Origin of the sequence: Spirillospora sp. NPDC048823 (assembly GCF_043198445.1) — a bacterium.
Taxonomy (GTDB): domain Bacteria; phylum Actinomycetota; class Actinomycetes; order Streptosporangiales; family Streptosporangiaceae; genus Spirillospora.
Genome location: NZ_JBICUT010000018.1, coordinates 156,945 through 181,737, shown reverse-complemented (window position 1 = coordinate 181,737; position 24,793 = coordinate 156,945). Strand labels below are relative to the sequence as shown.

At 70.6% G+C, this 24,793-nt stretch carries 26 protein-coding genes, 1 pseudogene and 1 riboswitch; of the genes and pseudogenes, 15 read left to right on the top strand and 12 right to left on the bottom strand.

From position 1 onward, the window contains the following. Nucleotides 1-219: 219 nt before the first annotated feature. Together ACGFK0_RS32350 and ACGFK0_RS32345 are read right to left on the bottom strand one after the other, a co-directional pair. On the bottom strand, nucleotides 220-615 hold the full coding sequence (locus tag ACGFK0_RS32350) for a hypothetical protein (RefSeq protein WP_392911810.1): 396 nt from the start codon (nucleotides 613-615) through the stop codon (nucleotides 220-222). After that, nucleotides 594-992 (bottom strand): ATP-binding protein, encoded by a 399-nt coding sequence (locus ACGFK0_RS32345; protein WP_392911808.1) that lies wholly within the window; start codon nucleotides 990-992, stop codon nucleotides 594-596. Before ACGFK0_RS32345 ends, ACGFK0_RS32350 begins: the two co-directional genes overlap by 22 nt. 202 nt (nucleotides 993-1,194) lie before the next feature. Here ACGFK0_RS32345 and ACGFK0_RS32340 point away from each other — a divergent pair, with 202 nt between their 5' ends. The 6 genes and pseudogenes from ACGFK0_RS32340 (at nucleotide 1,195) to ACGFK0_RS32315 (ending at nucleotide 4,799) form a co-directional block, all read left to right on the top strand. After that, complete coding sequence (locus ACGFK0_RS32340; protein WP_392911806.1) at nucleotides 1,195-1,983, top strand: Scr1 family TA system antitoxin-like transcriptional regulator; 789 nt, start codon at nucleotides 1,195-1,197, stop codon at nucleotides 1,981-1,983. After that, complete coding sequence (locus ACGFK0_RS32335; RefSeq protein ID WP_392911803.1) at nucleotides 1,974-2,159, top strand: DUF397 domain-containing protein; 186 nt, start codon at nucleotides 1,974-1,976, stop codon at nucleotides 2,157-2,159. The genes ACGFK0_RS32340 and ACGFK0_RS32335 overlap by 10 nt, the downstream gene beginning before the upstream one ends. Nucleotides 2,160-2,445: 286 nt before the next feature. After that, nucleotides 2,446-3,162 carry a hypothetical protein gene (locus ACGFK0_RS32330; protein ID WP_392911801.1) on the top strand — a complete coding sequence of 239 codons (717 nt, stop codon included), beginning with the start codon at nucleotides 2,446-2,448 and terminating at the stop codon, nucleotides 3,160-3,162. A 170-nt stretch (nucleotides 3,163-3,332) separates the two neighbouring features. Further along, a complete protein-coding gene (locus tag ACGFK0_RS32325; RefSeq protein WP_392911798.1) occupies nucleotides 3,333-3,962 on the top strand; it encodes a class I SAM-dependent methyltransferase in 630 nt (209 codons plus the stop codon). 79 nt (nucleotides 3,963-4,041) lie between these two features. Further along, nucleotides 4,042-4,290, top strand: a pseudogene (locus tag ACGFK0_RS32320) (transposase); the annotation flags it as partial. Continuing rightward, nucleotides 4,287-4,799 (top strand): IS5 family transposase, encoded by a 513-nt coding sequence (locus ACGFK0_RS32315; protein ID WP_392911796.1) that lies wholly within the window; start codon nucleotides 4,287-4,289, stop codon nucleotides 4,797-4,799. The pseudogene ACGFK0_RS32320 and the gene ACGFK0_RS32315, both read left to right, overlap by 4 nt. On the opposite strand, the gene ACGFK0_RS32310 is transcribed toward ACGFK0_RS32315, so the two are convergent. Then, a complete protein-coding gene (locus ACGFK0_RS32310; RefSeq protein WP_392911794.1) occupies nucleotides 4,800-5,675 on the bottom strand; it encodes an aldo/keto reductase in 876 nt (291 codons plus the stop codon). It lies immediately after the preceding gene. Nucleotides 5,676-5,778: 103 nt separating this feature from the next. On the opposite strand from ACGFK0_RS32310, the gene ACGFK0_RS32305 reads away from it, so the two are divergent. Then, on the top strand, nucleotides 5,779-6,675 hold the full coding sequence (locus tag ACGFK0_RS32305; protein WP_392911791.1) for a helix-turn-helix domain-containing protein: 897 nt from the start codon (nucleotides 5,779-5,781) through the stop codon (nucleotides 6,673-6,675). Between the two features lie 38 nt (nucleotides 6,676-6,713). On the opposite strand, the gene ACGFK0_RS32300 is transcribed toward ACGFK0_RS32305, so the two are convergent. Together ACGFK0_RS32300 and ACGFK0_RS32295 are read right to left on the bottom strand one after the other, a co-directional pair. Then, nucleotides 6,714-7,859 (bottom strand): RNA polymerase sigma factor, encoded by a 1,146-nt coding sequence (locus tag ACGFK0_RS32300; protein ID WP_392911789.1) that lies wholly within the window; start codon nucleotides 7,857-7,859, stop codon nucleotides 6,714-6,716. Further along, a complete protein-coding gene (locus ACGFK0_RS32295; RefSeq protein ID WP_392911786.1) occupies nucleotides 7,856-8,275 on the bottom strand; it encodes a YciI family protein in 420 nt (139 codons plus the stop codon). Before ACGFK0_RS32295 ends, ACGFK0_RS32300 begins: the two co-directional genes overlap by 4 nt. Before the next feature lie 219 nt (nucleotides 8,276-8,494). Between ACGFK0_RS32295 and ACGFK0_RS32290 the strand changes: the two genes are divergently transcribed. Both ACGFK0_RS32290 and metE read left to right on the top strand, forming a co-directional pair. After that, nucleotides 8,495-9,187, top strand: coding sequence for a histidine phosphatase family protein (locus tag ACGFK0_RS32290; RefSeq protein ID WP_392911824.1), 693 nt, complete (start codon nucleotides 8,495-8,497; stop codon nucleotides 9,185-9,187). Nucleotides 9,188-9,218: 31 nt separating this feature from the next. Continuing rightward, a riboswitch (cobalamin riboswitch) is annotated at nucleotides 9,219-9,437 on the top strand. Between the two features lie 102 nt (nucleotides 9,438-9,539). Beyond that, nucleotides 9,540-11,786, top strand: a complete 2,247-nt coding sequence (gene metE / locus ACGFK0_RS32285; protein ID WP_392911783.1) for a 5-methyltetrahydropteroyltriglutamate--homocysteine S-methyltransferase — start codon at nucleotides 9,540-9,542, stop codon at nucleotides 11,784-11,786. 36 nt (nucleotides 11,787-11,822) lie between these two features. On the opposite strand, the gene ACGFK0_RS32280 is transcribed toward metE, so the two are convergent. The 5 genes from ACGFK0_RS32280 to ACGFK0_RS32260 form a co-directional block, all read right to left on the bottom strand. Next, complete coding sequence (locus tag ACGFK0_RS32280; protein ID WP_392911781.1) at nucleotides 11,823-12,614, bottom strand: ATP-binding protein; 792 nt, start codon at nucleotides 12,612-12,614, stop codon at nucleotides 11,823-11,825. Between the two features lie 343 nt (nucleotides 12,615-12,957). After that, nucleotides 12,958-13,155: a DUF397 domain-containing protein gene (locus ACGFK0_RS32275; RefSeq protein ID WP_392911778.1), complete on the bottom strand. Its 198-nt coding sequence runs from the start codon at nucleotides 13,153-13,155 to the stop codon at nucleotides 12,958-12,960. A 42-nt stretch (nucleotides 13,156-13,197) separates the two neighbouring features. Further along, the gene (locus tag ACGFK0_RS32270; protein ID WP_392911776.1) at nucleotides 13,198-14,040 is read right to left on the bottom strand and encodes a helix-turn-helix domain-containing protein; all 843 of its coding nucleotides are present in this window, start codon (nucleotides 14,038-14,040) and stop codon (nucleotides 13,198-13,200) included. A gap of 58 nt (nucleotides 14,041-14,098) precedes the next feature. Next, nucleotides 14,099-14,329, bottom strand: coding sequence for a hypothetical protein (locus tag ACGFK0_RS32265; RefSeq protein WP_392911773.1), 231 nt, complete (start codon nucleotides 14,327-14,329; stop codon nucleotides 14,099-14,101). 7 nt (nucleotides 14,330-14,336) lie between these two features. Continuing rightward, nucleotides 14,337-15,164: an SAM-dependent methyltransferase gene (locus tag ACGFK0_RS32260; RefSeq protein WP_392911771.1), complete on the bottom strand. Its 828-nt coding sequence runs from the start codon at nucleotides 15,162-15,164 to the stop codon at nucleotides 14,337-14,339. A 192-nt stretch (nucleotides 15,165-15,356) separates the two neighbouring features. Here ACGFK0_RS32260 and ACGFK0_RS32255 point away from each other — a divergent pair, with 192 nt between their 5' ends. Beyond that, nucleotides 15,357-16,190: an MBL fold metallo-hydrolase gene (locus tag ACGFK0_RS32255; protein ID WP_392911769.1), complete on the top strand. Its 834-nt coding sequence runs from the start codon at nucleotides 15,357-15,359 to the stop codon at nucleotides 16,188-16,190. A 51-nt stretch (nucleotides 16,191-16,241) separates the two neighbouring features. Continuing rightward, nucleotides 16,242-17,648: an NAD(P)/FAD-dependent oxidoreductase gene (locus ACGFK0_RS32250; protein ID WP_392911766.1), complete on the top strand. Its 1,407-nt coding sequence runs from the start codon at nucleotides 16,242-16,244 to the stop codon at nucleotides 17,646-17,648. Nucleotides 17,649-17,737: 89 nt separating this feature from the next. Here ACGFK0_RS32250 and ACGFK0_RS32245 read toward each other — a convergent pair whose 3' ends face one another. Beyond that, a complete protein-coding gene (locus ACGFK0_RS32245; protein ID WP_392911764.1) occupies nucleotides 17,738-18,739 on the bottom strand; it encodes an LLM class flavin-dependent oxidoreductase in 1,002 nt (333 codons plus the stop codon). Nucleotides 18,740-18,976: 237 nt separating this feature from the next. Between ACGFK0_RS32245 and ACGFK0_RS32240 the strand changes: the two genes are divergently transcribed. The 4 genes from ACGFK0_RS32240 (at nucleotide 18,977) to ACGFK0_RS32225 (ending at nucleotide 23,138) form a co-directional block, all read left to right on the top strand. Continuing rightward, nucleotides 18,977-19,834, top strand: a complete 858-nt coding sequence (locus tag ACGFK0_RS32240) for an LLM class flavin-dependent oxidoreductase (protein ID WP_392911761.1) — start codon at nucleotides 18,977-18,979, stop codon at nucleotides 19,832-19,834. Between the two features lie 14 nt (nucleotides 19,835-19,848). Continuing rightward, on the top strand, nucleotides 19,849-21,099 hold the full coding sequence (locus ACGFK0_RS32235; RefSeq protein WP_392911759.1) for an FAD-dependent oxidoreductase: 1,251 nt from the start codon (nucleotides 19,849-19,851) through the stop codon (nucleotides 21,097-21,099). Nucleotides 21,100-21,142: 43 nt separating this feature from the next. Beyond that, nucleotides 21,143-22,156, top strand: coding sequence for a methyltransferase (locus tag ACGFK0_RS32230; RefSeq protein ID WP_392911757.1), 1,014 nt, complete (start codon nucleotides 21,143-21,145; stop codon nucleotides 22,154-22,156). A 121-nt stretch (nucleotides 22,157-22,277) separates the two neighbouring features. Beyond that, nucleotides 22,278-23,138: an NAD(P)H-binding protein gene (locus tag ACGFK0_RS32225; RefSeq protein WP_392911755.1), complete on the top strand. Its 861-nt coding sequence runs from the start codon at nucleotides 22,278-22,280 to the stop codon at nucleotides 23,136-23,138. Nucleotides 23,139-23,254: 116 nt separating this feature from the next. Here ACGFK0_RS32225 and ACGFK0_RS32220 read toward each other — a convergent pair whose 3' ends face one another. Then, nucleotides 23,255-24,712 carry an FAD-dependent oxidoreductase gene (locus tag ACGFK0_RS32220; RefSeq protein ID WP_392911752.1) on the bottom strand — a complete coding sequence of 486 codons (1,458 nt, stop codon included), beginning with the start codon at nucleotides 24,710-24,712 and terminating at the stop codon, nucleotides 23,255-23,257. Between the last annotated feature and the right edge of the window lie 81 nt (nucleotides 24,713-24,793).

Sequence of the window (24,793 nt, the reverse complement as noted above, 5' to 3'; positions counted from 1 at the left end):
CCCGACCCGGCCCCGGCCTGAGCACGCCCCATCCAGCGTTGCGGTCACGCAACGCTAATTCGCCATGCCTCAAAGCACCCGAGCTGAATGCTTACGAGCCGCTGAAATCCCCGTACCAAAAGCACACGCTGGGGAAGGAGCGGCGCAGGTCGTCAAGCGCCCGGTCAATGTCGACGTCCAGTCCCAGGTGCTCCAACCGGACACCGGGAGAGGCGACGTTCACCGTGATACCTCCGGTGGCGCGCTCCAGGTAGCGGGGTACATGCGGTGTTTGAGGAGGCCGTCGACCTGATCGGCGGCGTACTTGGTGTCGCCGCAGGGCGCCAGGTAGCCATGCTTGCCACGTCCGGCCTGGTAGTAGCCCCAGGTGCCACCGGGGACGGCGTGGACGGTGACGGCGACCCGGACATGATCGTCCACCCCGAATGCGAACACCCACAGGACGGGCGGACGGGTGGGCAGGTCGTCGGCCTGATAGAGCTTGACGCACCGGTATCGCTTGGCCTGGGCCGCAACGGTGAGCAGGTCCAGGTAGCGGATCGCAGTGGAACGCCCGCGCAAGGTCCGCCACCGAAGGACGTGATGCTGGACGTTCAGCGGGCGCAGCGAGCCCATGTCACCTTGCCTTCCTCCTCGAGCGGGCGGGCGCCCCAGTCGTGGACGAGTTCGGCCACGAGCAGAAGGCCGCGTCCGGTGACGGCGTCGTCGTCCGCATGTCCGATGACGGGGAGTTCCGGCCCCTCGTCGCACACCTCGATGACGCTGAGAGGCTCGCCTGGGTCGGGCTGGATGCGGACGACGATGTGCCCGAATCCCACGTGCTGGTAGCTGTTGGTAACCAGCTCGGTAACGACGAGGCGGCCGACGAAGTCGTCGGCGTGCCCGAGTTCACGAAACCGCTCGGTCAGGTAGCGCCGCGCCAACGCGGGCGCCCGATCATTCGGCTCCAGGACAAGCGCCGGCCTCTCCGGCGCCAGAGCAGCGGGTGGCATGACCCCTCCGTGTGGACGGTGGTTGATCTCGGATGGGCCCTCCATGACAAACCGGAAGAACCCAATGAAATCACTCTCTGTTATCGATTGGCAACATTCAGCCACAGGGAGGCGTAGGATCCTGTGTTAGTGGCGTAGCAGTACCGAATCGCTCACATTCACTGTCTGGACCGTTTGCACACCGGTAGGAGACGCGATCTCGATGCAGAGCAGGATCAAGCCCGAGTTTCTGAGCTTCGGCGCGGAAGTCAGGCGCCTCCGCAAGGCCGCCGGTCTCAACCAGCAGCAACTCGCCGACCTGGTCAATGTGACGCGCAGCTACATCACTCAGGTCGAGGTCGGCCGGACGCGCTGCCGTCGGGACTTCGCCCTGCGACTCGACCGTGCGCTTAAGTCCGGCACGACTCTCGTCGAAGCCTGGGACGAGCTACTAGAATCGATCAAGTCCGACAAGTACCCCCAGCACTTCGCCAGCTATCCGAAGGCCGAGCAGTCCGCGATCATGGTCCGCGCCTATGAAGAGCGACTGGTCCCCGGGCTATTGCAGAGTGAAGCTTATGCTCACGTTCTTTTGAAAGACGAAGACGCAGTAAAGAACAGGATGCGACGGCAAGAGATTCTGCACAGAAACCCCGCCCCGATCATCTCTATTATCATGGACGAGACGGTTCTCTCACGCGAAGTTGGGGGGCCGGAAGTCATGAAGGAACAACTGGAACATCTATTTGAGCTGTCTCTAAATGGAAGAGTCCAGCTGCAAATTGCGCCAATCCGTTACATAAGAAATGTCTGGGGATCATTTCATATCGCAACCAGGCCCGACCACAGACAGGTAGCGTACGCGATCAAAGCATGGGGAGGAGAAACCACGACCGATCCAGATGAGATCGCCACGGCAAACGAAACCTTCGTGATCCTGCAATCGGAAGCACTGAATGTAAGGGATACGCGTTCCCTGATTAGAAAGGTAATAACCGAACGATGGACATGATTGATGCAACGTGGCGCAAGTCTTCTTTTAGTAGCGAACAAGGTGACGCTTGCGTCGAAGTTGCAATGGCTGTAAATATCATTGCCATCCGCGACAGCAATGACCCCGGTGGCCCCAAGCTCATCATGAACCGCAGCGACTTCCGGCGCTTCACTGAGATCCTCAAGGACCTATAGCCGCATCACGAAGACTTACGCTCGACCGAACCTGGGGCGTGTTCCGGGTTTCCCGCACGCCGCACGTGCCGGACTGGCAAGGGTGTTTCGCGCTGCACCGGTTCCGTCACTCCGCGCTCAGGACCACGATCGTCGCGCGCGAGGACTTCGCCTTCTGCCCAGAGGTGCGGCCTGCTGGAAATCCGCGACGAGCACCACGGCGGCGAGGACGAGCGGGCCCGGGCGTGGAGCCCGGTGGGTTCGGTGCGGAACGGTATCGCGGGAACGGGCGTCCAACCTCGGCCAGGTGATGATCGTGATACGACCGGCCCTGTATCTGATCTCCGCGTTCATATTCCTTTTGGGGCTGATGAGCCTCTATTCGGCGAACGCGGGGGGCGATGCCACCGCCAACATGGTGGTCCCTTTCAATCTTTTCGGGGCCGGGGTGGTGTTGCTCGGTGTGGGCCTGCTTCCGCCGCGCTGGAAGGGAGAGCCGCGGCGCGGAGAGATCGATATCGACGGCACACCGGCCGCCGCGCTCGTCTTCCCCTTCATGCGCAGGCCGCTGATCGCCTGGACGGGCGCTCTGACGTTGTTGGCGTTGGCCGCGATGTACGGCTTGGCAGCGGCGTTGATCGTAGGGGGGCTTGCGCAGGTGGCGGGGGCGGCGATCTTCGTCGCGCTGCTCACATGGGGTGCGGTGGCAGCGATACGCACGCTTCGGTCCCCGAAGCATGTGGCGCTGACACCGGAGTCGCTGTCCTTCCGGGCGCCCGGCGGCCGTCTCGACGTGCAGTGGGTCGATATCGAGGAGATCGGGCTTGTCGTTCGCGGCATGAGATTCCGGTGCTGGATCGAACTGCGTGCCGGGGCACCCGTTCCGTTCCGTGACGGTGACGTGCTCAAGACGTATCGGGTCGTCGGGGCGGACGTCCTGGAGCTGAGCTGGCTGACCTGCCATCCGAGGCGGGTCTTCACCGAGATGGAGTCCTTCCTGGAACGGGCCGCCCCAACCCGATGAACTCCTGAAGCATGGCCGAACCACCCGGGTCAGAAGCTTGGGCCGTCCAGGTGGGGCACGTGTTCTAGGGCCTGTCCCGTGATCATGTGATCGGACAGCCAGACCTTAAGGGGTTGGGGGACACGGGGCCGAGAAACTGCGAACGTGCGCGGATGCTAGTTTCCTTCCCCGTGATGGAACATCAGGACGACACCCGGGCGGCCTACGACGGGGTCGTCGAGCTGTATGCGTCGATGTTCGCTAATCAGTTGGAGACGCAGCCGTTCTCGCGGAACATGATCGGTACCTTCGCTGAGCTGGTGCGCGGGACGGGGAACCTGCGGGCAGTCGACGTCGGGTGCGGGCCTGGACATCTGACGGCCATGCTGCACGATCTGGGGCTGGACGCCTTCGGGCTCGACCTCTCCCCGGGCATGGTCGACCACGCCCGGCGGGCCCATCCGGCGCTGCGGTTTGATGAGGCGCGGATGGAGGCCCTGCCGGTCGAGGACGGCGCGCTCGGCGGCGTGCTGGCCCACTACTCGATGATCCATACCCCTCCTGGGGATTTGCCCGCGCTGCTCGCCGAGCAGGTGCGTGTGCTGGCACCGGGCGGCCTGCTCCTGGTCTCGTTCTTCGCGACCGACGGATCGGAGCCGGTCCGCTTCGACCACAAGGTGACGCCCGCCTATAGCTGGCCAGCGGACCGGTTCGCCGAGTTGCTGGCCGGGGCCGGGCTCCTCCCGTTCGCCCGGCTGCTCCACGACCCGGCCTCCGAGCGGGGCTTCCTCGACGCCCACTTGCTGGCCCGCCTCCCCTAGATCGTGCCCGTGGCCTTTGGGGGCGGTTTGGTGTAGATCATCCATGTGGATGAGGAACGTCTGAACTACGGCCACGCCGTGGCGTGACCTGCCGCCCTGTTATGGCAGGTGGAAGACGGTCTACAACCGGCATCGCCGGTGGTCGCTGGATGGGACGTGGGAGCGGATCCTGGACGGGCTGCGGGCGGGCTGCGACGAGGTCGAGGGCGAGGATTGGACGGTCAGCGCGGACTCGACTGTGGTCCGCGCGCACCAGCACGCGGCCGGGGCACGGCACGCTCCGGCCGTCGACCTGCCTTCAAAGGGGCTTACAAAGATCACGAAGTGACGTCGGCGGGTCGGGAGGCCCTGGGACGGTCACGGGGCGGGCTGTCCACGAAGATTCACCTGGTGGCCGATCGGCGGTGCCGACCGATCAGCCGGATCCTCACCCCGGGCCAGCACGCGGACTGCCCGAAGTTCATCCCGCTGCTGAAGTCCATCCGCATCCCGCGCCGTGGCCCTGGACGACCCCGCAACCGGCCGGCCAGGGCGATGGCCGACAAGGCCTACTCCTCTCGCACCAACCGCCGCTACCTGCGCAAACCCAACATCAAGGCCGTCATCCCGATGAAGAAGGACCAGGCCGCCAACCGCACGAGACTCGGCTCCAAAGGCGGCAGGCCCCCGGTCTTCGACCGGGAGGCCTACAAAGAACGCAACACCGTCGAGCGCTGCGTGAACAAACTCCGCCAGCATCGTGCCGTGGCCACTCGCTACGACAAACGACAACGCATCTACCAGGGCACCATCGACGTCGCCTCGATCCGCATCTGGCTCCGCGACCCCGTCACATGATCACGGGACACGGCCTAGGGCGGCCAGGTCTTCGGCGTCCAACCGGATGCTGTCGACGGCCAGGTTCTCTTCCAGGTGCGCCACCGAGCTTGTGCCGGGGATCAGGAGCATGCGGTCGTAGTGGGCCAGCAGCCAGGCGAGCGCGATCTGGGACGCCGAGGCGTTGTGCTTGGCGGCCACTGACGCGATCGATGGATCGGCGGCGAGCGCCTTCGGGCCGCCGGTGAACGCGGAACCCAGGGGGTAGTAGGGGACGTAGGCGATGCCGTGCTCGCGGCAGAGGTCGACGACCGGCTCGTCCGTGCGGTTGGCGATGCTGAACGCGTTCTGCACCTCGGCGATCGGGGTGATCTCCAGGGCGGCCTTGACGACGTCGGCCGAGGTGGTCGAGAGGCCGATGAGGTCGAGCTTGCCCTCGTCCCGCAGGTCGGTCAGGGCGCCGAGCTGCTCGGCGAGCGGGACGGTGTCCGGTTCGGGGCCTCCGACGCCGAAACGCATGTTCACCAGGTCGATGCGTTCGAGCCGCAGGGTGCGCAGGTCCTGCTCGACGGTCGCCCGCAGCTGTTCCGGACGGGACGCCCGGACCCATCCGCCTTCCGCGTCGCGGGCGCCGCCGACCTTCGTGGCGATGACGAGGTCGTCCGGGTAGGGGTGCAGCACCTCGGCGATGAGTTCGTTGACGACGTCGGGACCGTAGGGCTGCGCGGTGTCGATGTGGTCGACGCCGAGTTCGACGGCGCGGCGCAGCACGGCGCGGGCCGCGTCCGGGTCCTTGGGCGGGCCGAGCACCCACGGGCCGGTGAGCTGCATCGCGCCGAAGCCGATGCGCCGCACGGTCCTGTCGCCGAGCCGGGAGGTCTGAGTGATGGTGGTCATGCGTCGACTATGCGGGCGTGTGCGCCGTCCCCACGAGTGGCGGCGGCATCCTGGGACGCGCAGACCCACCCAGCCGGGCACGTCCGGCGCATACCGTTGGAGCATGGCCAAGAACGATGAGCTGCGGGAGTTCCTCCGCACCCGGCGGGCGCGCGTGCGGCCTGCGGACGTGGGCATCGAGACCGGCGGCCGGCGCCGCGTCCCGGGCCTGCGACGCGAGGAGGTCGCGATGCTGGCCGGCCTGAGCCTCGACTACTACGCCCGCCTTGAGCAGGGCCGCCGGCACCTGCAGCCGTCCGATCAGGTGCTGGACGCGATCGCCCGCGCCCTGCGGCTGGCCGAGGTCGAGCGGCTGTACCTCCACAACCTCGTCCGGTCGACCGTCGTGCCCAAGCCCGACGAACTTCGGCTCCCGCCCCTCGACGCGGGCATGCGGCTGATGCTCGACAGCCTCCAGTTCCCGGCGATCGTCGTCGACTCGCGCGGAGACGTCCACGCGATGAACCGCATGGGACGGGCACTGCTGGTGGGACTCGAACCGATGCCGTCCGCGGCGGCGAGCCACCCCCGCTGGCTGTTCCTGCAGCCGGCGGCGCGCGATCTCCTGGCCGACTGGGAGATGAACGCGCGCGTGAGCGTCGGGGTGCTGCGGGAGGCCGCGGGCCGCTACCCGCGCGACAGGCGGCTGCACGCGCTGATCGGCGAACTGTCCGTCGCCAGTCCCGAGTTCCGCAGCTGGTGGGCCGAGCACGACGTCGACGTGCGTTGCCGCGGCCCCAAGCGGTTCCACCATCCCGTCGTCGGCGACCTCGTCATGCACGTTGAGGCGCTGCAACTCCAGGACGGGGAGCGCTGGCTCTACACCTATGCGGTGGAACCCGGATCGCATTCCGCGGAGGCGCTCCGGCTGCTCGGCACGTGGGCCGCGACGCAGGACGCCGAGGAAACGGACGACCAGGCCGAACTCCCGCGCTCCACCCTCCACGCGTCCAGCGAGTAGCGGCAGCGCCACAGACGGCACCACCCGGTGAGCGGGTGTCAGGGGCGGTGGGACGTGTTGAGGCGGGCGGCCTGGCGGGTCAGGTGGGCGCGTTCGGCGAGGTTGGGTGCCTTCTGGGCCGCCTCCGCGTAGAGCCGTGCCGCCGTCGTCAGGTTGCCGTCGCGTTCGTGGAGGTAGGCCGCCACCGCGGTGTGGCGGGGCAGCGAGTCGTCCAGGGACGCCAGCGCCGCCAGGCCGGCGCGGGGGCCGTCGGCCTCTCCCACGGCCACCGCGCGGTTGAGGCGGACGACCGGGCTGTCCGTCAGGCGCACGAGTTCGTCGTACCACTCGACGATCTGCACCCAGTCGGTCTCCTCGGCGGCCTGCGCGTCGGCGTGGAGCGCCGCGATGGCCGCCTGGGCCTGGTATTCGCCCAGGCGGTCACGGGCGAGGGCCGCCTGCAGGATGCCGATGCCCTCGGCGATCGAGTCGGTGTCCCACCGGCGGCGGTCCTGCTCGGCGAGCGGCACCAGGCTGCCGTCGGACGCCGTGCGGGCGGCGCGCCGGGCATGGTGGAGCAGCATGAGGGCGAGGAGGCCCGCCACCTCGGGGTGGTCGATCGCGGCGGCGAGCTGCCGGGTGAGGCGGATGGCCTCGGCGGCCATGTCCACGTCGCCGGAGTAGCCCTCGTTGAAGACCAGGTAGAGGACGCGCAGGACGGTCGCGACGTCGCCGGGCCGGTCGAACCGCACGCCGGAGACGGTGCGCTTGGCGCGGCTGATGCGCTGCGCCATGGTCGCCTCGGGCACCAGGTAGGCCTGGGCGATCTGGCGGGTGGTCAGGCCGCCGACGGCGCGCAGCGTGAGCGCGACCGCGGACGACGGCGTCAGCGACGGGTGGGCGCACAGGAAGTAGAGCTGGAGCGTGTCGTCGCGCTCGGGTGCGGGGCCGGGCGGCGGCTCCTCGTCGGCGGTGTCCTCACGCCGGCGGCGGGCCGCGTCCGCGCGGGCCGCGTCGAGGAACTTGCGCCAGGCCACGGTGACCAGCCAGCCCTTGGGATCGCGCGGCTGGTCGCCGGGCCAGACGCGGATCGCCTCGACCAGCGCGTCCTGGACGGCGTCCTCGGCCGCGGCGAAGTCCGCTCCGCGGCGGATGAGGATCGTCAGGACGTTCGGCGTGAGGCTCCGGAGCAGGACGTCGTTCACCCGAGATGACAGTCTGTGACGTCGGGCTGCGCGGTCAGGAGCGGCCGGACCTCCAGCCACTCGTGGATCGGCTCGCCGCCCGCCCCGGGAGCGGCCGACAGCTCCCCGGCCAGCTCGATCGCGCGCTCGTAACTGTCGACGTCGATCACCGTCCAGCCGGCGATGAGGTCCTTGGTCTCGGCGAACGGGCCGTCGGTGACGGGCGGACGGCCCTCGCCGTCGTAGCGGACCCACACCCCCTCGGGCGCGAGCGCCCGGCCGTCGACGTACTCGCCGTTCGCCTCCAGGCGGGAGGCGAAGTCCTCCATGTACTTCACGTGGGCCGAGATCTCCTCAGGCGTCCACTTGTCCATCGGCACGTCGTTGACCGAGGCGGGAGCGCCGCGGTAGTGCTTGAGCAGCAGGTACTTGGCCATCGTGATTCTCCTAAGTGCTGGTGCCACCCTCGTGCTCGCCCTCACCACGGGGACGAAGCCGGTCACGGGTTCTCGACATCGCCGTCCGAACCATTCTGGCTCTCTGGACGAGCCGCCTCGCATCCACGGCGCGGCGCGCCCCAACGCCGACCCTCTCCTCGTGCGGCTCGTCCGATGTTCCATGCCGCCGAGCCCGTGTGTCAGTCTGTCGGCGTGATCATGGTGCGGCGGGTGTGGCTGATCCGGCATGGGCAGAGCGAGTCGAACGCCGGGCTGCCGACGAACGGGCCGGCAGCCTCTCCGCTGACCGCCCGCGGACGGGAGCAGGCCCAGCGGATGGCCGCGGCGTTCACCGCGCCGCCCGCCCTCATCGTCGGCTCGCCGTTCCTCCGCGCACAGGAGACCGCCCGGCCGACCGCCGAGCGGTTTCCCGAGGTGCCCTACGAGGAATGGCCCGTCCAGGAGTTCACGTTCCTGGGCGGGTTGCATGCGCCGAGGACCACGGGGGCGCAGCGGCGGCCCCTCGCCGACGACTACTGGGAACGACTCGACCCCGATTACGTCAACGAAGGTGACGGAGAGTCCTTCCGTGCGCTCATCACGCGGGCCCGTGCCTTCCTGGAGCGCCTCGCCGACCGTCCCGAGGACGGCCTGATCGCGGTCTTCTCGCATGGCCTCTTCATGAAGGCCGTGATGTGGTCGCTGCTCACCGGGGTCACCGACCCCGACGTGGCGGCGATGCGGGGCTTCCGCCATTTCAACGGCACGTGCGTCGTCCCCAACTGCGCCGTCGTCGAGCTGTGGCGTCCGAGCGGGGAGTACGGGCTCCGCGTCGTCGTCGGCGGCGGCACGATGCATCTGGCCGAGGCGTCCACGACTCAGGAGACCACTCCGTCCGCACACCTGGATTAGGTGCACGGGGCCGGTTCGCGGGCCGGGCGATAGACTCCTTTGTGCGGATGGTTCACCCGTGCCCTGTGGGGGTCCGGGTGTCGTAAGAGGGAACCCGGTGTGATTCCGGGACTGCCCCGCAGCGGTGAGCGGGAACGACCGCCGTCATCACGCACTGGGCCACGCGGCCTGGGAAGCGACGGCCAGTAGGACGCCTCGGAAGAGGCGGTGCCCGCGAGTCCGAAGACCTGCCTCCGCCCGCGCACCGGCCGGTGCGCGGTGGTCTGCGGCCTCGTGGGACGGTCTGCGGCGCGGGGTTCGCCGTGCGCTCGTCCTTCCGAAGGCCGCCTGTGGCACAGCGAGGGAAGCCGCCATGAGCACGACCATCCTCGGATATCCCCGAATCGGGGCCCGCCGGGAACTGAAGTTCGCCACCGAGGACTACTGGGCGGGACGCGCCGACGCCGACGCGCTCGCGAAGGCGGGCGCCGAACTGCGCGCGACGGTCTGGAACGAGTTGCGCGACGCCGGCCTGGACGCCGTCCCGTCGAACACGTTCTCGTTCTACGACCAGATGCTCGACGCGAGCGTGCTGGTCGACGCCGTCCCGGACCGGTACCGGCATCTGACCGGGTTCGACCGCTACTTCGCGATGGCGCGCGGCGTCCAGGACGTCCCGCCGCTTGAGATGACCAAGTGGTTCGACACGAACTACCACTACATCGTCCCGGAGCTGGGGCCCGGCACCAGGTTCCGGCTGGCCGAGGGGGCGGCGGCCAAGCCGCTGGCGGAGTACCGGGAGGCCAAGGCGCTCGGCGTCGAGACGCGGCCGGTGCTCGTCGGTCCGCTCACCTACCTGCTTCTGGCCAAGCCCGAGGCGGGCGCGCCCGAGGGGTTCCGTCCGCTCGATCTGCTCGACGGGCTCGTCGACGTGTACGCCGAGGTGCTGGAACGCCTGGCGGGCGCGGGGGCGGAGTGGGTGCAGCTGGACGAGCCCGCCCTGGTCGCGGACCGCAGCGAGGAGGAGATCGGCGCGCTGGCGCGGGCGTACGCGCGGCTGGGGCGGCTGACCAGCAGGCCCCGGCTGATGGTCGCCACCTACTTCGGGACGATCGGGGCGGACGCGCTGCGCACCCTGGCCGGCGGCCGGGTCGAGGCGATCGGCCTGGACTTCGCCGCCGGGCCCGGCAACGTCGACGTGCTCGCCTCGGTCGGCGGGCTGCCGCGCAAGACGCTCGTGGCGGGCGTCGTGGACGGCCGCAACGTGTGGCGCGCCGACCAGCGGCGGGCCAGGGCCGTCTGCGCGTCGCTGCTCGGGCTCGTCGACCAGGTGGTGGTGAGCACGTCCTGCTCGCTGCTGCACGTCCCGATCGACCTGGACTCCGAGACGTCGCTGAACGGCGGCGTCCGGGGCCGGCTCGCGTTCGCCCGGCAGAAAGTCGCCGAGGTCGTCGCGCTCGGCCGGGCGCTGCGCGAGGACGTCCCGGCCCCGGCCGACACGCCGGCGCCGGCCGCGCGCGTCGACCGGGCCGTCCGGGAACGGCTGGGGTCGATCGGCGACACGCGCCGCGGCGACCGCGCCGCCCGGTTCGCCGCCCAGCGGGACGCCCTGGGGCTGCCGGAACTGGCCACGACGACGATCGGTTCGTTCCCGCAGACCCCCGAGATCCGCCGGGCCCGCGCCGACCGCCGCGCCGGGCGCATCACCGCCGACGCCTACGAGCGGGCGATGAAGGACGAGATCGCCCGCGTCATCGCGCTGCAGGAGGACCTGGGGCTGGACGTCCTCGTGCACGGCGAACCCGAGCGCAACGACATGGTGCAGTACTTCGCCGAGCAGCTCGACGGGTACGCGGCGACCGAGCACGGGTGGGTGCAGTCGTACGGGTCGCGGTACGTCCGGCCGCCGATCCTGCACAGCGACGTCGCGCGTCCCCGTCCTATGACGGTGGAGTGGGCGACGTACGCGCAGTCGCTGACGGACAGGCCGGTGAAGGGGATGCTGACCGGCCCGGTCACCATGCTCGCCTGGTCGTTCGTCCGGGACGACCAGCCACTCGCCGACACCGCCCGGCAGGTCGCGCTCGCCCTCCGCGACGAGATCGCCGACCTGGAGGCGGCCGGGATCAGGATCATCCAGGTGGACGAGCCCGCGCTGCGCGAGCTGCTGCCGCTGCGGGACGCCGACCGGCCCGCGTACCTGGACTGGGCGGTCGGCGCGTTCCGCCTCGCCACCTCGGGCGTCACCGACACCACGCAGATCCACACCCACATGTGCTACTCGGAGTTCGGCGAGATCATCGGCGCGATCGGGGCGCTGGACGCCGACGTCACCAGCGTCGAGGCGGCCCGCTCGCACATGGAACTGGTCGGCGACCTGCGCGCCGCCGGGTACGAGAACGGCATCGGGCCCGGCGTGTGGGACATCCACTCCCCGCGCGTCCCCGGCGCCGGGGAGATGGAGGAGAACCTGCGGCGCGCGCTGCGGGCCGTCGAGCCGGCGCGGCTGTGGGTGAACCCCGATTGCGGGTTGAAGACGCGCGCCTACCCGGAGACGGAGGCGTCGCTGCGGAATCTGGTCACGGCGGCGCGGCGCGTGCGGGAGGACGTGGCCGGCTGACGGGTTCCACGTGGTCTGACCGTCCCCCCCGTACGGTCAGACCACGTGGACGTCGTCCAGCGCCTCGCAGAGTTGGACGACCTGCTCGCACGCCTCGGTGATGTCGGCGACCGGGAGTCCTCCGCTTTCGCCGGAGCCGGCGCGCCAGCGGAACATCGCGTCCTCGCACCACACCTTCAGGTCGCCGTACCCGGACAGCCCGCAGACGCCGAGCTCCTCCTCGGGCGTGAAGCCGTCGATGCCGCGCTGGACGAGCAGCGAGTGGAGGACCTTCGCGGCCTGTTTCCCGTCGACGGCCCGGCCGCTGCGGCGGCCGCGTGCGATGCGTGTGCGCGGGATCGGCAGGGCGAACCAGGTCGCCTTCCCGCGGACGGACGGTGAGCTCAGCCGGGACCGGGTCGGATGGTGCCCCCACCGGCCCTTGGCGAGGATGTCGATGATCTCCAGGCCGCGGCCGTGGTCGAGCCTTTCGGCGGGGCGGTCCTCGTGGGAGGCCCGGCCGCCGTCGCGCCAGTCCCTGAGCGTGTCGAACGCCTTGACGACCAGTTCGTCGTGGCCTCGTCCGTCGCCGCGCTGGTAGACCCAGAGTTCGGCGACGGGAGGCCGCTCGCCGGACGTGGCGTGCTGCAGGACGTTCGTGGCGAGTTCGCTGACCATGAGGGTGACGTCGTCGACGTCCTGGACGGACAGCCCGAGCGCGGGCAGCAGACCCGCGACATGGCCCCGGGCCACGGCGGCGATGGACTCGTCCCCGGGCAGGGGGAGCGCGGCGCAGCCGCCGTTCTCCAGTCTCCAGGGAATCCCGCACATCGTCGCGGTCTTCGTCATGACGCCCACCCTCAGAGTTCGCGGAGTCATTCATGATTCAGACATTCGCGACATGAACCTTGATGGTTCGCGACTCGCTATGTGTGAATCACAGATCCAAGCTTCGCACATTCCGGGGGGTAAGGCCCGGCACACCACAAAGGTCACCCAAGCGCAGTTGAGACGTTCACCGAATGCCCCCTAAGGCATACAAAACGCATCTCCCCGCGGCGATCTGAGCGTGTACCGGCGGAGGCGCGACCGGCCGGCGCCGGCGCTGTAGCGTTGACGACGCCTGAGAGAGGGCCGCACACATGAAGATCCCCCAGGGGTGCAGCCCTGGGGGATCTGGTGTGCGGCCCGGTCAGCGGTCGTAGCGGCCCGCACGCACATCGTCGAGGAACGATGCGAACGTGGACCGGGCGACGACGTGCGCCCCGGCCTCCGGTGTCCTGCTGTCGCGCAGCCCGGTGGCCGTCTCGAGGTCGGCGACCTCGACGCACCCCCCGTTGCTGCTCGCGCTGGCGGTGGCCTTGAACCACCGTGCCTGAGAGAGGTCCATGTCGGTCTGCTCCAGCGTGTCGGTCTGCTCCAGCGTGTCGGTCTACTCCAGCGTCGTGATCAGTTTCTCCAGGTGTTCCGCGGTGCCGGCGGTGCTCAGCGCCGCCTCGCGGATCTGCTCGAAGATGCGGTCATGTGCCTCCACTTTGCCGGGGTCGTCGATCTGGTCGATGGCGGCATCGTTCTCCAGGAAGACCATGGGCGGCTCACTGCCGGGGAACCGGAAGATGTTGACCAGCGTCGACATGCCCGGGTGCAGGCCGTCCGACAGGCGCAGCAGCCTCAGCTCGACGTTCTGCCTCCCGGCCATGGACAGCAGGTGGCGGAGCTGGGCTCGGCGGTCCCCCGCGTCGCCCCACTCGTACATCAGGGACGCCTCGGTGACGAGCGCGACCAGCTTCGGCGCCGTCCCGTCGTCCCGGTCCAGGGCCTGCTGCCTCCGCAGCCGTGCCCGCAGCGACCGCTCCCGCCACTCGGGCGGCTTCGATCCCGAGCTCAGCAGCGCCTGCATGTACGGCAGGGTCTGCAGCAGCCCCGGCAGCACCAGCGGCATGACCACCCGGATGTCCGACGCGTCACCCTCGAAACCGGGGAACTCGTTGTCGAACACTTCCGGGTAGTCACGCCACCAGGCCCGCTGCCGCGCGCGCGTCGCCAGCTCTTCGAGCTCGTCGAGATCACTGCCGCCGTAGATGCGCGCCAGGTCGCGGATGTCGCTGAGCTCGGGCCGCACCCAGGTGTTGGCCTCGAACCGCCCGACCTTGCCCCGACCCCAGTTCAACCGGTCGCAGACCTGGTTGGCCGTGTATCCCGCCTCGACGCGCAAGTCCCTCAAGCGGCGTGCCAGCCCCCGCTTGGCGACGGTGGCCCCGTACGCGTCGCTCACAGGAACCACCTCCCTTGACATACGGCCGGCATCATCATACGCCTTCCGAATTTGTGAATCACAGATCTGTCGGGGAGGAACCGGCGTGATCGAACTCGCCGTTCCTGACGCCGTCCAGGAAACAGGCCCACTCGTGCTCGTCGAACACCGAGACGAGGTCGCCTGACGTGCGCAAAAGGGTCCACTCGCCGACGAAAGCGACCTCGATGACGCCTTCGTCACTCTGCGAGCGCTTCCAGTCCAGGGTGTCCGGGTCGACGCCCAGTTCCTCCACGGACGGCTTCTTCATCTCTTCCTCACTCTGACTTCCTCGCCACAGCGCAGTAGCCCCACCGCGACCCATCACTGTCCGCGGCTTCGGGGTCTTCGGCGCCCCACATGCCGACGTAGGTGAGGTCCGCCCGCGCCCCCTCGTACGGCGGGACGATCTCCAGGCCGGTGAAGAAGCGCTCGATCTCCGCGCGGGTCCGCGGACGGGCGCCGGCCGAGGCGCGGGAGTACACCTCCCGGACCGTGCCGACCGCCCTGTCGACCTGCCGGTCACTGGTGATGGACGACAGGGCCAGGTAGCTGCCGGGCACCAGCCGGTCCATGTAACGCCGGATGAGGCCCCACGGGTCGTCCTCGTCCGGCACGAAGTGGGTCAGCGCCACCGCCAGCAGCGCGACCGGCTCCCCGAAATCGATCATCGCCAGGGTGTCCTCGTGCCCGAGCAGACCCTCCGGATCGCGGAAGTCCGCCGCGATGAACGCCGTCCCGGACGAGCCGGCCAGCAACTCGTTCGCATGTACCGCGACCATCGGATCGTTGTCGGCGTACAGGACCCGCGCGTCGGGCGCGACCGCCTGCGCCGCGTCGTGAGTGTTGTTCATCGTCGGCAGGCCCGCGCCGATGTCGATGAACTGCCGGATGCCCTGCTGGGCCATCCACCGCACCGAACGCTGCAGGAACCCCCGGTTCGCCCAGGCCGCGTCCTCGAGCTCGGGCATGTGCGCGCGAACCGCCTCCGCGGCCTTCCGGTCGACCTCGTAGTTGTCCGTGCCGCCGAGGATGTAGTCGTACATTCGGGCCGGGCTCGGGACCGTGATGTCCACACCAGGTGGAGCCTTTTCGATGTCGCTCACCGTTTCGCCTCCGTCGCCGCAACTTGTGATGCACGAATTATGAAACATGTCCGTTCCCCCGGGGATGGTTCCGCCGGGTCCGGCCGCCGGTGACGGTTCGCCGCGTCCGGCCGCCCGGCGAGGATGCGGGGGTTCGACCCGCAGGTCAGGGGCATGACCGGGGCTATCGCATCGGACGGAGGGGGGACGACCATGAAGACCGCGCCGGAACTCGCGCTGAGGCAGCTCACGATGCAGTTCATCGGCAACGCGACCACGCTGCTGCGCTGCGGGCCGTTCACGCTGCTGACCGACCCCAACTTCCTGCACCGCGGGCAGCGCGCGTACCTCGGGCACGGGCTGACCTCGCGGCGGCTGACCGAGCCCGCGCTGAGCGCCGACGAACTACCGCAGCTGGACGCCGTCGTCCTGTCCCACCTGCACGGCGACCACTGGGACCGGGTGGCCCGCGCGAAGCTCGACCGGGGCCTGCCGATCATCACCACACCGCACGCGTCCCGCCGCCTGCAAGGCCGGCACCGGTTCCGCCACACGGTCGGCCTGCGCTTCTGGGAGTCGCACACCCTCGTCAAGGACGGGGCGCTGCTGCGGATCACCGCCATGCCCGGCCGGCACGCGCCCGGCCCCGCCAAGATGCTCCTCCCACCGGTCATGGGCAGCCTCCTGGAGTTCGGCCCCGCCACGGGCGACGTCCAGTTCCGCCTCTACATCACCGGCGACACCCTCATGTTCGACGGAATCCAGCAGATCGCGCGCCGCAACCGCGACATCGACCTGGCCGTCCTGCACCTGGGAGGCACCAAGCTGCCCGGCGGGCTCCTCGTCACCATGGACGCCGCGCAGGGCGCCGACCTGCTGGAGACGATCCGCCCCGCGAACGCCGTCCCGATCCACTACGACGACTACACCGTGTTCACGTCGTCGCTGGACGACTTCCGCCGCGAACTCGAGCGCCGCGGCCTGGCCGGAGACGTCACCTACGTCGACCGCGGCCAGACGCACACGTTCACCCCCCACCGGAGCTGACCTCGCTCGGATCGCGAGTGGTCTTCCATCGGCCGGGCCGATGCTGCGGCCATGCGCGAATCGACCCAGATCCTGATCATCGGCGGCGGGCCCGCCGGATCCACCGCGGCCTCCCTGCTGGCCCGCGAGGGATTCGAGGTGACCCTGCTGGAACGCGACGCCTTCCCCCGCTACCACATCGGCGAATCCATCCTGCCGTCCTGCCGTCCGATCTTCGAGCTGACCGGGGTCTGGGACAAGGTGCAGGCGCACGGCTTCCAGCCCAAGGGCGGTGCCTACTTCCAGTGGGGCCCCGAGGAGTGGGAGGTCAACTTCTCCGACCAGGGCTCCGACAACGTCAACGCCTGGCAGGTCGTCCGCAGCGAGTTCGACAAGATCCTGCTCGACCACGCCCGCGAGCTGGGCGTGGAGGTCGTCGAGGGCGTGGGCGTCCGCGAGATCGAGTTCGACGGCGACCGGGCGGTCGCCGCGCAGTGGCAGGAGGCCGGGCGGCCCGACGTCCGCGGCCGGATCGCGTTCGGGCACGTCATCGACTGCTCGGGGCGCGGCGGCGTGCTGGCCACCCGCCACCTGAAGAACCGCCGCTTCCACGGCGTGTTCCGCAACGTCGCGACCTGGGCGTACTGGAAGAACTTCAAGCCGCTCGGCAAGGGGCCGGAGGGCGCGATCGCCATCCTCTCGCTGCCGAACGGGTGGATCTGGGGCATCCCCCAGCACGACGGCAACCTGAGCGTCGGCCTGGTGACCGGGCGGGACCTGTTCAACGACAGCCGCGCCCGGCTGGACGGCGACATCCAGGCGGTCTACGACGAGGCGCTCGCCCAGTGCCCGGCCATCCAGAACATGCTCGACGGCGCCGAGCAGGTGACCGGGATGAAGACCGAGCAGGACTACTCGTACGTGTCCGAGAGCTTCGCCGGCCCCGGGTACCTGCTGTCGGGCGACTCCGCGGCGTTCCTGGACCCGCTGCTGTCGTCCGGCGTCCACCTCGCCACCTACAGCGCCATGCTCGGCGCGGCGTCCGTGGCGAGCGTGCTGCGCGGCGAGGTCGCCGAGGAGGACGCGTGGCGGTTCTACGAGACCGTCTACCGGCACGCCTACGAGCGGCTCCTCCTGCTCGTGTCGGTGTTCTACGAGAGCTACCGGGGCAAGGAGTACCACTTCTACAACGCCCAGCGGCTGACGTCCGACGAGCGCGACCACCTGCACCTCCAGGACGCCTTCGACCGCATCATCACCGGCATCGCCGACATGGACGACGCCGAGAACGCCTACAAGGCCGTCCGGGAGCACCTGCAGGGGGCCGACAGCGGCGACCCGAACCCGCTGAACAACCTCAACCGGGTCCACGAGATCAAGGCGTCGCCGTTCGACCCGGACAACGCCGTCGGCGGCCTGTACCTGGTGACCCGGCCGCAGCTCGGGCTGGGGCGCGCCGACGCCGCGAAGGCGAGCTGACCGGGAACGCGAGCCGATCGGGGACACGCGAGCGGCGCACCACGCGGGGGGCGTGGTGCGCCGTTTCGCGTCCCGGGCGAGGGACGGGCTCAGGTGAGGGACGCCGCCTGGGCCAGGCCGCGGACGGTCCCGGGCCGGTCGGCGAGCGGCGGGAGCGCGGCGAACACGCCCGTCAGGCCGGCCGCCTCGAGCCGGCCGAGATGCTCGGCCACCTGCGCGACGTCGCCGGTGATGCCGGTCATGCCGAGCGCGAGGTCGACGAGCCCGAGCTCTTCGAGGAGCGTGGCGTTCTTCCCGCCGACGGTGTGGTCCCACACGTCGTAGCGCCGCTCCATCTCCTCCACCGCGCCGAGCAGCTCGGGCGGGACGGTCCCGCGCATGTGCGGTGACTTCAGCCGCAGCGCGACGTCGGAGGCCAGCGCGGCACCGATCTCGGCGTTGGCCTCGGCGCGGGTCCCCTTGACCGAGATGAAGCTGAACCCCCAGATCTGCACGGCCCCCGGATCGCGTCCGGCCTTCTCCGCCGCCTCCCGGACGGCCGCGACCTTCCGCGCCACCCGCTCCTCCGACATCCCGACGGTGGTGACGACCCCGTCCGTCAGCTCACCGGCCAGGCGGAGGCTCGCCGGGTAGTCGGCGGCGACGAAGATCGGCATGGGGCGGACGCGGGTCAGGGCCTCGGTGTCGTACCCGTCGACGTGCGCCGACCCGCCGTCCAGGACGGCGCGCACGGCCGTGACGTAGTCGCGCAGTTCGGCGGGCGTCGCGACCGGGGAGCGCCCGACGACGCGCCGGACGCTGCCGCCGTTGCCGAGGGCGAGCATCATCCGCCCGCCGGTCAGCTCGTCGAGGCTGGAGACGGCGGTGGCGGTGGCGACGGGGTGGCGCAGGAACGGCGTGGTGACCATCGGCGTCAGCGTCGCGTTCCGGCTCTCCTGCGCGGCGACGGTGAGCGAGACGTACAGCTCCCAGGCGCGGGCGGGCGTGTCCCCGACCCCGATGACGTCATAGCCGAGGGCGTCGGCCAGCCGGACCAGATCCCGGAATTCGGTGAGATCGTCCGCCCATTCGATGATCGCTCCCAGTTTCAAGAATCAGCCCTCCCGGAATTAGCCGCACACCGATTCCTTAAAGATAGATATGGCCGATAGGGCGCGCAATAAGGCTCAAGGCGTCGTCGAGTCGTCCTCGACCGGCGACTTACAGAGCGGGCGGAACTCCTCCGGCGGCGCGGATTCCATTTCCATCGAGGCTCGACCGGCACCCCATCCCTTTTCCGGACGATGGCGGCCACAGCCAGTCCGTGCACGAGTGCGAGGAGAGTTCGAATGGACATCGGAGTCTGCCTGCCGACGACCGTCCCCGGTGCCGGCGGCGCGCAGCTGATCGAGTTCGCGCGCCGCGCGGAACGGCTCGGATTCCACAGCCTGACGGTGGTCGACCGGGTGGTCTACGACAACTACGACCCCATCGTGACGCTGTCGGCCGCCGCGGCGGTCACCGAGCGGATCAGGCTGACGACGGCGATCCTGCTCGCCGCGTCCCGGCCGAGCACCGTGGAGCTGGCCAAGCAGCTCGCCAGCCTGGACCGGCTGTCGGGCGGGCGGCTGGTCGTCGGCGTGTCCTCCGGGATGCGCGAGGACGACTACACCGCCACGGGCACCGACCACGCGAGCCGCGGCCGCCGGCTGGACGCGATGATCGAGGAGCTCCGGGAGGTGTGGCGGGGCGAGGGCCCGGTGCCCGGCGTCGGCCCCCGCCCGGTGAACGGCGACATCCCGATCTGGGTCGGCGGCCACTCGCCGGCCGGGCTGCGCCGCGCGGCCCGGTACGGGATCGGGTGGATCTCCCCCGGCGGCCCGCCGCAGAAGTACCCGGAGGTCGTCAACCGGGTCAAGGAGCTGTGGGCGGAGGAGAAGCGCGACGGGTCGCCGCGGATGGGCGCCAACTGCTACGTGGCGCTCGGCCCCGGCGGCAAGGAGGCGGCCACCGAGCACATGATGAAGTACTACTCCTACATGGGCGAGATGGCCGCGCACCTGGCCAAGGGCGCCATCTCGGACGAGTCGATGCTCCGGGACGTCGTCGACGGCTACGCGGCCAACGGCTGCGACGAGCTGCTGCTCCTGTCCGTCACCGCCGATCCCGATCACCTGGATCGGATCGCCGGCGTCGTGTTCCGCTGAGCGGGGTGGACCCCATGGAAGCGACCCCGGGACCGGCCCCGCGCACGATCATCATCGGCGGCGGCATCGGCGGGCTCGCCCTCGCGCAGGGCCTGCGGCAGGCGGGTTTCGACGACGTCGTCGTGCATGAGCGCGACCACTCGCCGGTGGGGCGGATGCAGGGCTACCGGCTGCGGATCAGCCCCGAGGGCGAGCGGGCGCTCCGCGAATGCCTGCCCCGCCGGGCGCAGGACCTGCTCGTGGCGACGTCCAACGCCCGCAGGCAGGAGGGCCTGGTCGCCTACGACGAGCAGCTCGTCAAGGCGTGGGCTCCCGAGTTCAGCGACCCGCGCGGCGACGACCCCGACAAGGTGGACGCCGTCGACCGGGTCACGCTGCGCCGCGTCCTGCTCGCGGGCCTCGGCGACGCGGTGCGCTGGGGCAGCCGGTTCACGCACTACGAGGAGGTGGGCGGCAAGGTCGTGGCGCACTTCGCCGACGGCCACCGCGACACCGGCGACCTGCTCATCGCCGCGGACGGGGCGAACTCGCAGGTGCGCGCCCAGCTGCGGCCCGGCGACCGGCACCACGACCTCGGGGTGCGGGCGATCCTGACCCGGACGCCGCGGGCGACGGCGATCGGCGCCGGCATCCCGGACGTGCTGCGCGACCAGTTCGTCAACGTGACCGCCCCCGACGGGGTCCGGCTCGCGTGGATGCCGATGGTGTTCCGCACCCCGCCGCGGGAGGCGGCGGCACGGCTGTGGCCGGGCCTGGAGTTCGACGAGACCGACGACTACTACATGTCGGTCTTCAGCGTCCACCAGGACCACCTGGGGCTCTCCGACGACGCGTTCTTCGCGATGAGCGGCGCGGACCTGTGCCGGCTGGTGCTCGACAAGACCGCCGGCTGGCACCCGGACCTGCGCGCCGTCTTCGCCCACGCCCAGCCGGAGGAGACCTACCCGCTCGCGCTGCGGGCCACGATGCCCGTCGAGGCGTGGCCGGCCGGGCCCGTGATCCCGCTCGGGGACGCGGCGCACACGATGCCGCCGACCGGCGGGGTCGGCGCCAACACCGCGCTTCGCGACGCGGCGGGTCTGTGCCGGGCGCTCACCGCCGCCTTCCGGGGCGAGCGGGAACCGGCGGACGCCGTCACCGGCTACCAGCGGGAAATGGTCGGATACGCGACGGAGGCGATCGACATGTCGCTGCGGATCGCCAAATGGTCAATGAAGAAGATCGACGTCAACGAGACCGAGCAGTCCACCACACCGGCGCAATGAGGCAATGAGGCAATGAAGCAATGCGGAGAATGAGGAGAACGCAGTGACGACCACCGCCCCGGACACCGGAACCCCATCCGGAATTCTGCAACTCGCCAACGCCTTCTGCGACGCGAAGGCAGTACTGACCGCCGTCGAACTCGGCCTGTTCACGACGCTGCACGACAATCCGGCAGGGCAGGAGGAGATCCGGGGGGCTCTCGGGCTGCACGGCCGGGGCCTCGCCGACTGGCTCGACCTTCTCGTCGAGCTGGACCTGCTCGCCAAGGAGGACGGCCGCTACCACAACCGGCCCGGCGCGGACCGCTACCTCGTGCGCGGCCAGGAGTCCTACATCGGCGGGTTCATCGAACGTTCCAACCGCAACCTGTACCCGGCGTGGGGGCGGCTGTCCGAGGCGCTGCGCACCGGCGAGTCGCAGACGGGCAGCAGCTTCGATGCGGTCGTCCAGAACCCGAAGATCCTCGGCCAGTTCATCCACTCGATGGACGCGTTCACGCGCGTGCTGGGCCCGCAGCTCATCTCCGCCTACGACGGCTGGTCCGGGTACGGGTCGGTGCTGGACGTCGGCGGCTGCCGGGGCGCGCTGACGGCGCAGATCGTCAAGGCGCACCCGCACCTGTCCGGCAAGGTGTTCGACCTGCCGCAGATGGAGCCGTTCTTCGACGAGCTGGTGGCCGAGAAGAGCCTCGCCGACCGGGTGACGTTCCACGGCGGCGACTTCTTCGCCGACCCGCTGCCGTCCGCGGACATCGTCGTCCTCGGGCACGTCCTGCACGACTGGGACCGCGACCAGCGCGGCCTCCTGGTGCGCAAGGCGTACGAGAGCGTCAACCCCGGCGGGGTGCTGCTGGTCTACGACCGCATCCTCGACCGCGCGTCCAGCCGGTCCGCGAACCTGCTGGTCAGCCTGGACATGCTGCTCGTCACCGACGGCGGCTCGGAGTACGGGGTCGGCGAGCTGCGCGAGCACATGGAGGGTGCCGGGTTCACCGGCGTCACCGCGCAGGACCTCGGCGAGGACGACACCCTGGTGATCGCCCGGAAGGCGCGCTGATCCAGGTCGGAAAACGGATCCAGGCCAGGGAGCGGCCGTGCCCGCGGCTCCGCCGGGCGCGGCCGCTCCGCTCTGTGTCCGTACAGGCATCACCACAGGCATCACGTTGAGGAGGCGACCGATGTTCCTGGTTTTCGGATCGACGGGTGGGGTGGGGCGGCACGTCGTGGCCGGGCTCGCCGCCGCCGGCGAACGGGTCCGCGCGTTCACCCGCGATCCCGGACGGGCCCGCCTCGGCGGGTCCGCCGAGGTCTTCGCCGGAGACCTCAAGGACTCCGGCGCCGTCCTGGAGGCCCTCCGGGACGTGGACGCCGTGTTCATGGCCACCAGCCCGGACGCGCTCGAGCACGAACTGGCCGTCGCCGACGCGGTACGTGAACGCGGCGTCGGCCGGGTGGTGAAGCTGTCGTCGGTGGCGGCGAACCCGCCCGTCGCCGGCACCGACTCCTACGGGCGGGCGCACGCGGCGTCCGAGGAGGCGTTCGCCAAGTCGGGCGCGGAGCTGACCGCGCTGCGCCCCGCCGGGTTCGCCACGAACGTCCTGCAGTGGCGCCGGTCGATCGCGTCGCAGGGCAAGGTGTTCCAGCCGTACGGCGACGTCGCCCGCGCCATCATCGACCCGGCGGACGTGGCGGCGTGCGCGGTCGCGTGCCTGACGGGCAGCGGGCACGGCGGACGGTCCTACCAGCTCACCGGCCCGGAGGCGCTGACGGCGCCGGAGCTGACGGCGCGGCTGGGCAAGGCGCTCGGGCGGCGGCTGGAGTTCGTCGGCGTGGACCCGGCGCAGGCCAGGGAGGGGATGACCCGCGCCGGGATGCCGCCGGACCTGGTGGACGGGCTGCTGGCCTCGATGGCGGAGCCGGGCCCGCTGCGCGGCGGCGTCCCGCACCCGGACGCGGAACGCCTCCTCGGCCGGCCGCCCGCGACGTTCGAGACGTGGCTGGCCCGCCACCTGGACGACTTCCGCGACCAGACCCCGTAACCACGACCAGACCCCGTAACCACCGGGAACTGAGCGGGCCCCTCGGAGATGACCACCCGAGGGGCCCGCCGCCTGTGCGGGCTTTCGCGCTGTGCGGGGTCTCGCGCTGTGCGGGGTCAGACGGTGGCGCCTGGCCTGGCCGCGCGGATCACCTTGCGGAGGCCGGGTGCGGTGGGCGGGGGCCCGTCCGCCTCGGAGTCCTCGCGGCGCTGCCGGGCGCGCACCGCCAGGTCCGAGTTGCCGAGGACGGCGTCGGCGGGGCCGACGAGGTTGACGCGGCGGTTGAACGCGCGGCCGAGTTCGACGTCGAGCAGCACACCGCTCGCCACGCCCTCCGCGATGAGCCGCTGCCGTTCCATCTCCACCCGGTCGTGCTCCGGTACGTCCTCACCCGTGATGCGGTAGATGCGGGCGCGGTCCATGGCCGCCGACTCGCGGTAGACGGCGTCGGCCTCGCGTCCGACCGCGTCCTCGTACGCGACGGCCATCGCGGCCGGGTCGCCGCCGTGGCGCCCGACGCAGGCCGCGGCCGTGAAGGCGTAGGTCAGCGCCATCGCCGCGCCCCACCCGTAGGCGGGGTTGGTGGTGCACAGGGAGTCGCCGACGGGCAGGAGGCCGAGGACGGCGGGCTCCCCGTCCATCACGTAGCGCCTGCGGACGTTGTGGTGCCCGCCCATGATCTGCACCCCGTCGAGCGGGGTGCCGTTGGACGGGTCGACCCAGGGCGCCACGTCCGGGACGGCGCACGCGGCGGCCTCGAACGCCCACGTGTTGCGCAGCAGCCGCAGGTCCTCGTCGCCGGGATGCCCCTCGAAGCAGATCGCGAACGTGTCGTTGTCGCCCGGGAAGCCGATGTAGGAGATGCCGTCGGCCTCGCCGCGCAGCGTCGCGACGGCCGTCTTGGGCAGGTCGCAGCCGGGTGTGAACCGGTAGTAGCGGCTGAAGTAGACGGTCTGGCAGTCCTGGACGTCCGCGGCGACGGGCACGCCCTCGGCGGCGAGCCAGCGGGGTATGGGCGTGCGCTGCCCGCCGCAGTCGAGCACGACGCCGGCGGGCAGCTCGCCGCCGCCGGCCAGCCGGACGCCCGTCACGCGGGGCGGCTCGCCGGGCGTCCGCAGGAAGGTCAGGCCGGTCGCGACGGCCGGGCATGCGAAGGTGACGCCCGCCTCGGCCTCGGCGGTGCGGCGCAGCGCGAGCTCGAACGCGGCGCGCCGCGCCCACAGGTTGGCGAAGTCGTCGTCGGACGGCCGCCACAGCTCCTCGGGGATGAGCCGCTTGAAGAGGTTGATCACCTCGATGCCGCCGCCGCGGAGCCGTTCCAGGACGTCCGGCGCGTGCTCGGCGAGCAGGTTGCGGGTCCTGGCGGAGAAGCCGTGCGGCAGCCGGAACTGGGGGACGCCGCGCCGCCGCCAGTCCATGAACGGGTCCCGGTCGTCCGGCGGGGCGGGGTCGCGCTCGACCACCGTCGCGGGCAGGCCGCGCCGGGCCAGGGCGATCGCCGCGGCGAGGCCGGCGACGCCACCGCCGAGGATGACGATCCGTGGGTCGTCCGTGGTCGCCCGGGCTTGCGTCACGGCTGCTCTCCTCGTGCTGGGCAGGGCGCCGGCGGCAGGGACGGCGCACTTCCGGATCGTCGCCGGGGAACGTCCACGCCC

What these genes read in the sequence shown, in the direction of transcription:
- ACGFK0_RS32335 (WP_392911803.1), top strand. Translation starts at nt 1,974, where the DNA reads ATGGACATGATTGATGCAACGTGGCGCAAGTCTTCTTTTAGTAGCGAA.
- ACGFK0_RS32295 (WP_392911786.1), bottom strand. Translation starts at nt 8,275, where the DNA reads ATGGCCAAGTACCTGCTGCTCAAGCACTACCGCGGCGCTCCCGCCTCG.
- ACGFK0_RS32290 (WP_392911824.1), top strand. Translation starts at nt 8,495, where the DNA reads ATGGTGCGGCGGGTGTGGCTGATCCGGCATGGGCAGAGCGAGTCGAAC.
- metE (WP_392911783.1), top strand. Translation starts at nt 9,540, where the DNA reads ATGAGCACGACCATCCTCGGATATCCCCGAATCGGGGCCCGCCGGGAA.
- ACGFK0_RS32250 (WP_392911766.1), top strand. Translation starts at nt 16,242, where the DNA reads ATGCGCGAATCGACCCAGATCCTGATCATCGGCGGCGGGCCCGCCGGA.
- ACGFK0_RS32240 (WP_392911761.1), top strand. Translation starts at nt 18,977, where the DNA reads ATGGACATCGGAGTCTGCCTGCCGACGACCGTCCCCGGTGCCGGCGGC.
- ACGFK0_RS32340 (WP_392911806.1), top strand. Translation starts at nt 1,195, where the DNA reads ATGCAGAGCAGGATCAAGCCCGAGTTTCTGAGCTTCGGCGCGGAAGTC.
- ACGFK0_RS32275 (WP_392911778.1), bottom strand. Translation starts at nt 13,155, where the DNA reads ATGGACCTCTCTCAGGCACGGTGGTTCAAGGCCACCGCCAGCGCGAGC.
- ACGFK0_RS32350 (WP_392911810.1), bottom strand. Translation starts at nt 615, where the DNA reads ATGGGCTCGCTGCGCCCGCTGAACGTCCAGCATCACGTCCTTCGGTGG.
- ACGFK0_RS32345 (WP_392911808.1), bottom strand. Translation starts at nt 992, where the DNA reads ATGCCACCCGCTGCTCTGGCGCCGGAGAGGCCGGCGCTTGTCCTGGAG.
- ACGFK0_RS32280 (WP_392911781.1), bottom strand. Translation starts at nt 12,614, where the DNA reads ATGACGAAGACCGCGACGATGTGCGGGATTCCCTGGAGACTGGAGAAC.
- ACGFK0_RS32305 (WP_392911791.1), top strand. Translation starts at nt 5,779, where the DNA reads ATGGCCAAGAACGATGAGCTGCGGGAGTTCCTCCGCACCCGGCGGGCG.
- ACGFK0_RS32310 (WP_392911794.1), bottom strand. Translation starts at nt 5,675, where the DNA reads ATGACCACCATCACTCAGACCTCCCGGCTCGGCGACAGGACCGTGCGG.
- ACGFK0_RS32235 (WP_392911759.1), top strand. Translation starts at nt 19,849, where the DNA reads ATGGAAGCGACCCCGGGACCGGCCCCGCGCACGATCATCATCGGCGGC.
- ACGFK0_RS32225 (WP_392911755.1), top strand. Translation starts at nt 22,278, where the DNA reads ATGTTCCTGGTTTTCGGATCGACGGGTGGGGTGGGGCGGCACGTCGTG.
- ACGFK0_RS32255 (WP_392911769.1), top strand. Translation starts at nt 15,357, where the DNA reads ATGAAGACCGCGCCGGAACTCGCGCTGAGGCAGCTCACGATGCAGTTC.
- ACGFK0_RS32265 (WP_392911773.1), bottom strand. Translation starts at nt 14,329, where the DNA reads ATGAAGAAGCCGTCCGTGGAGGAACTGGGCGTCGACCCGGACACCCTG.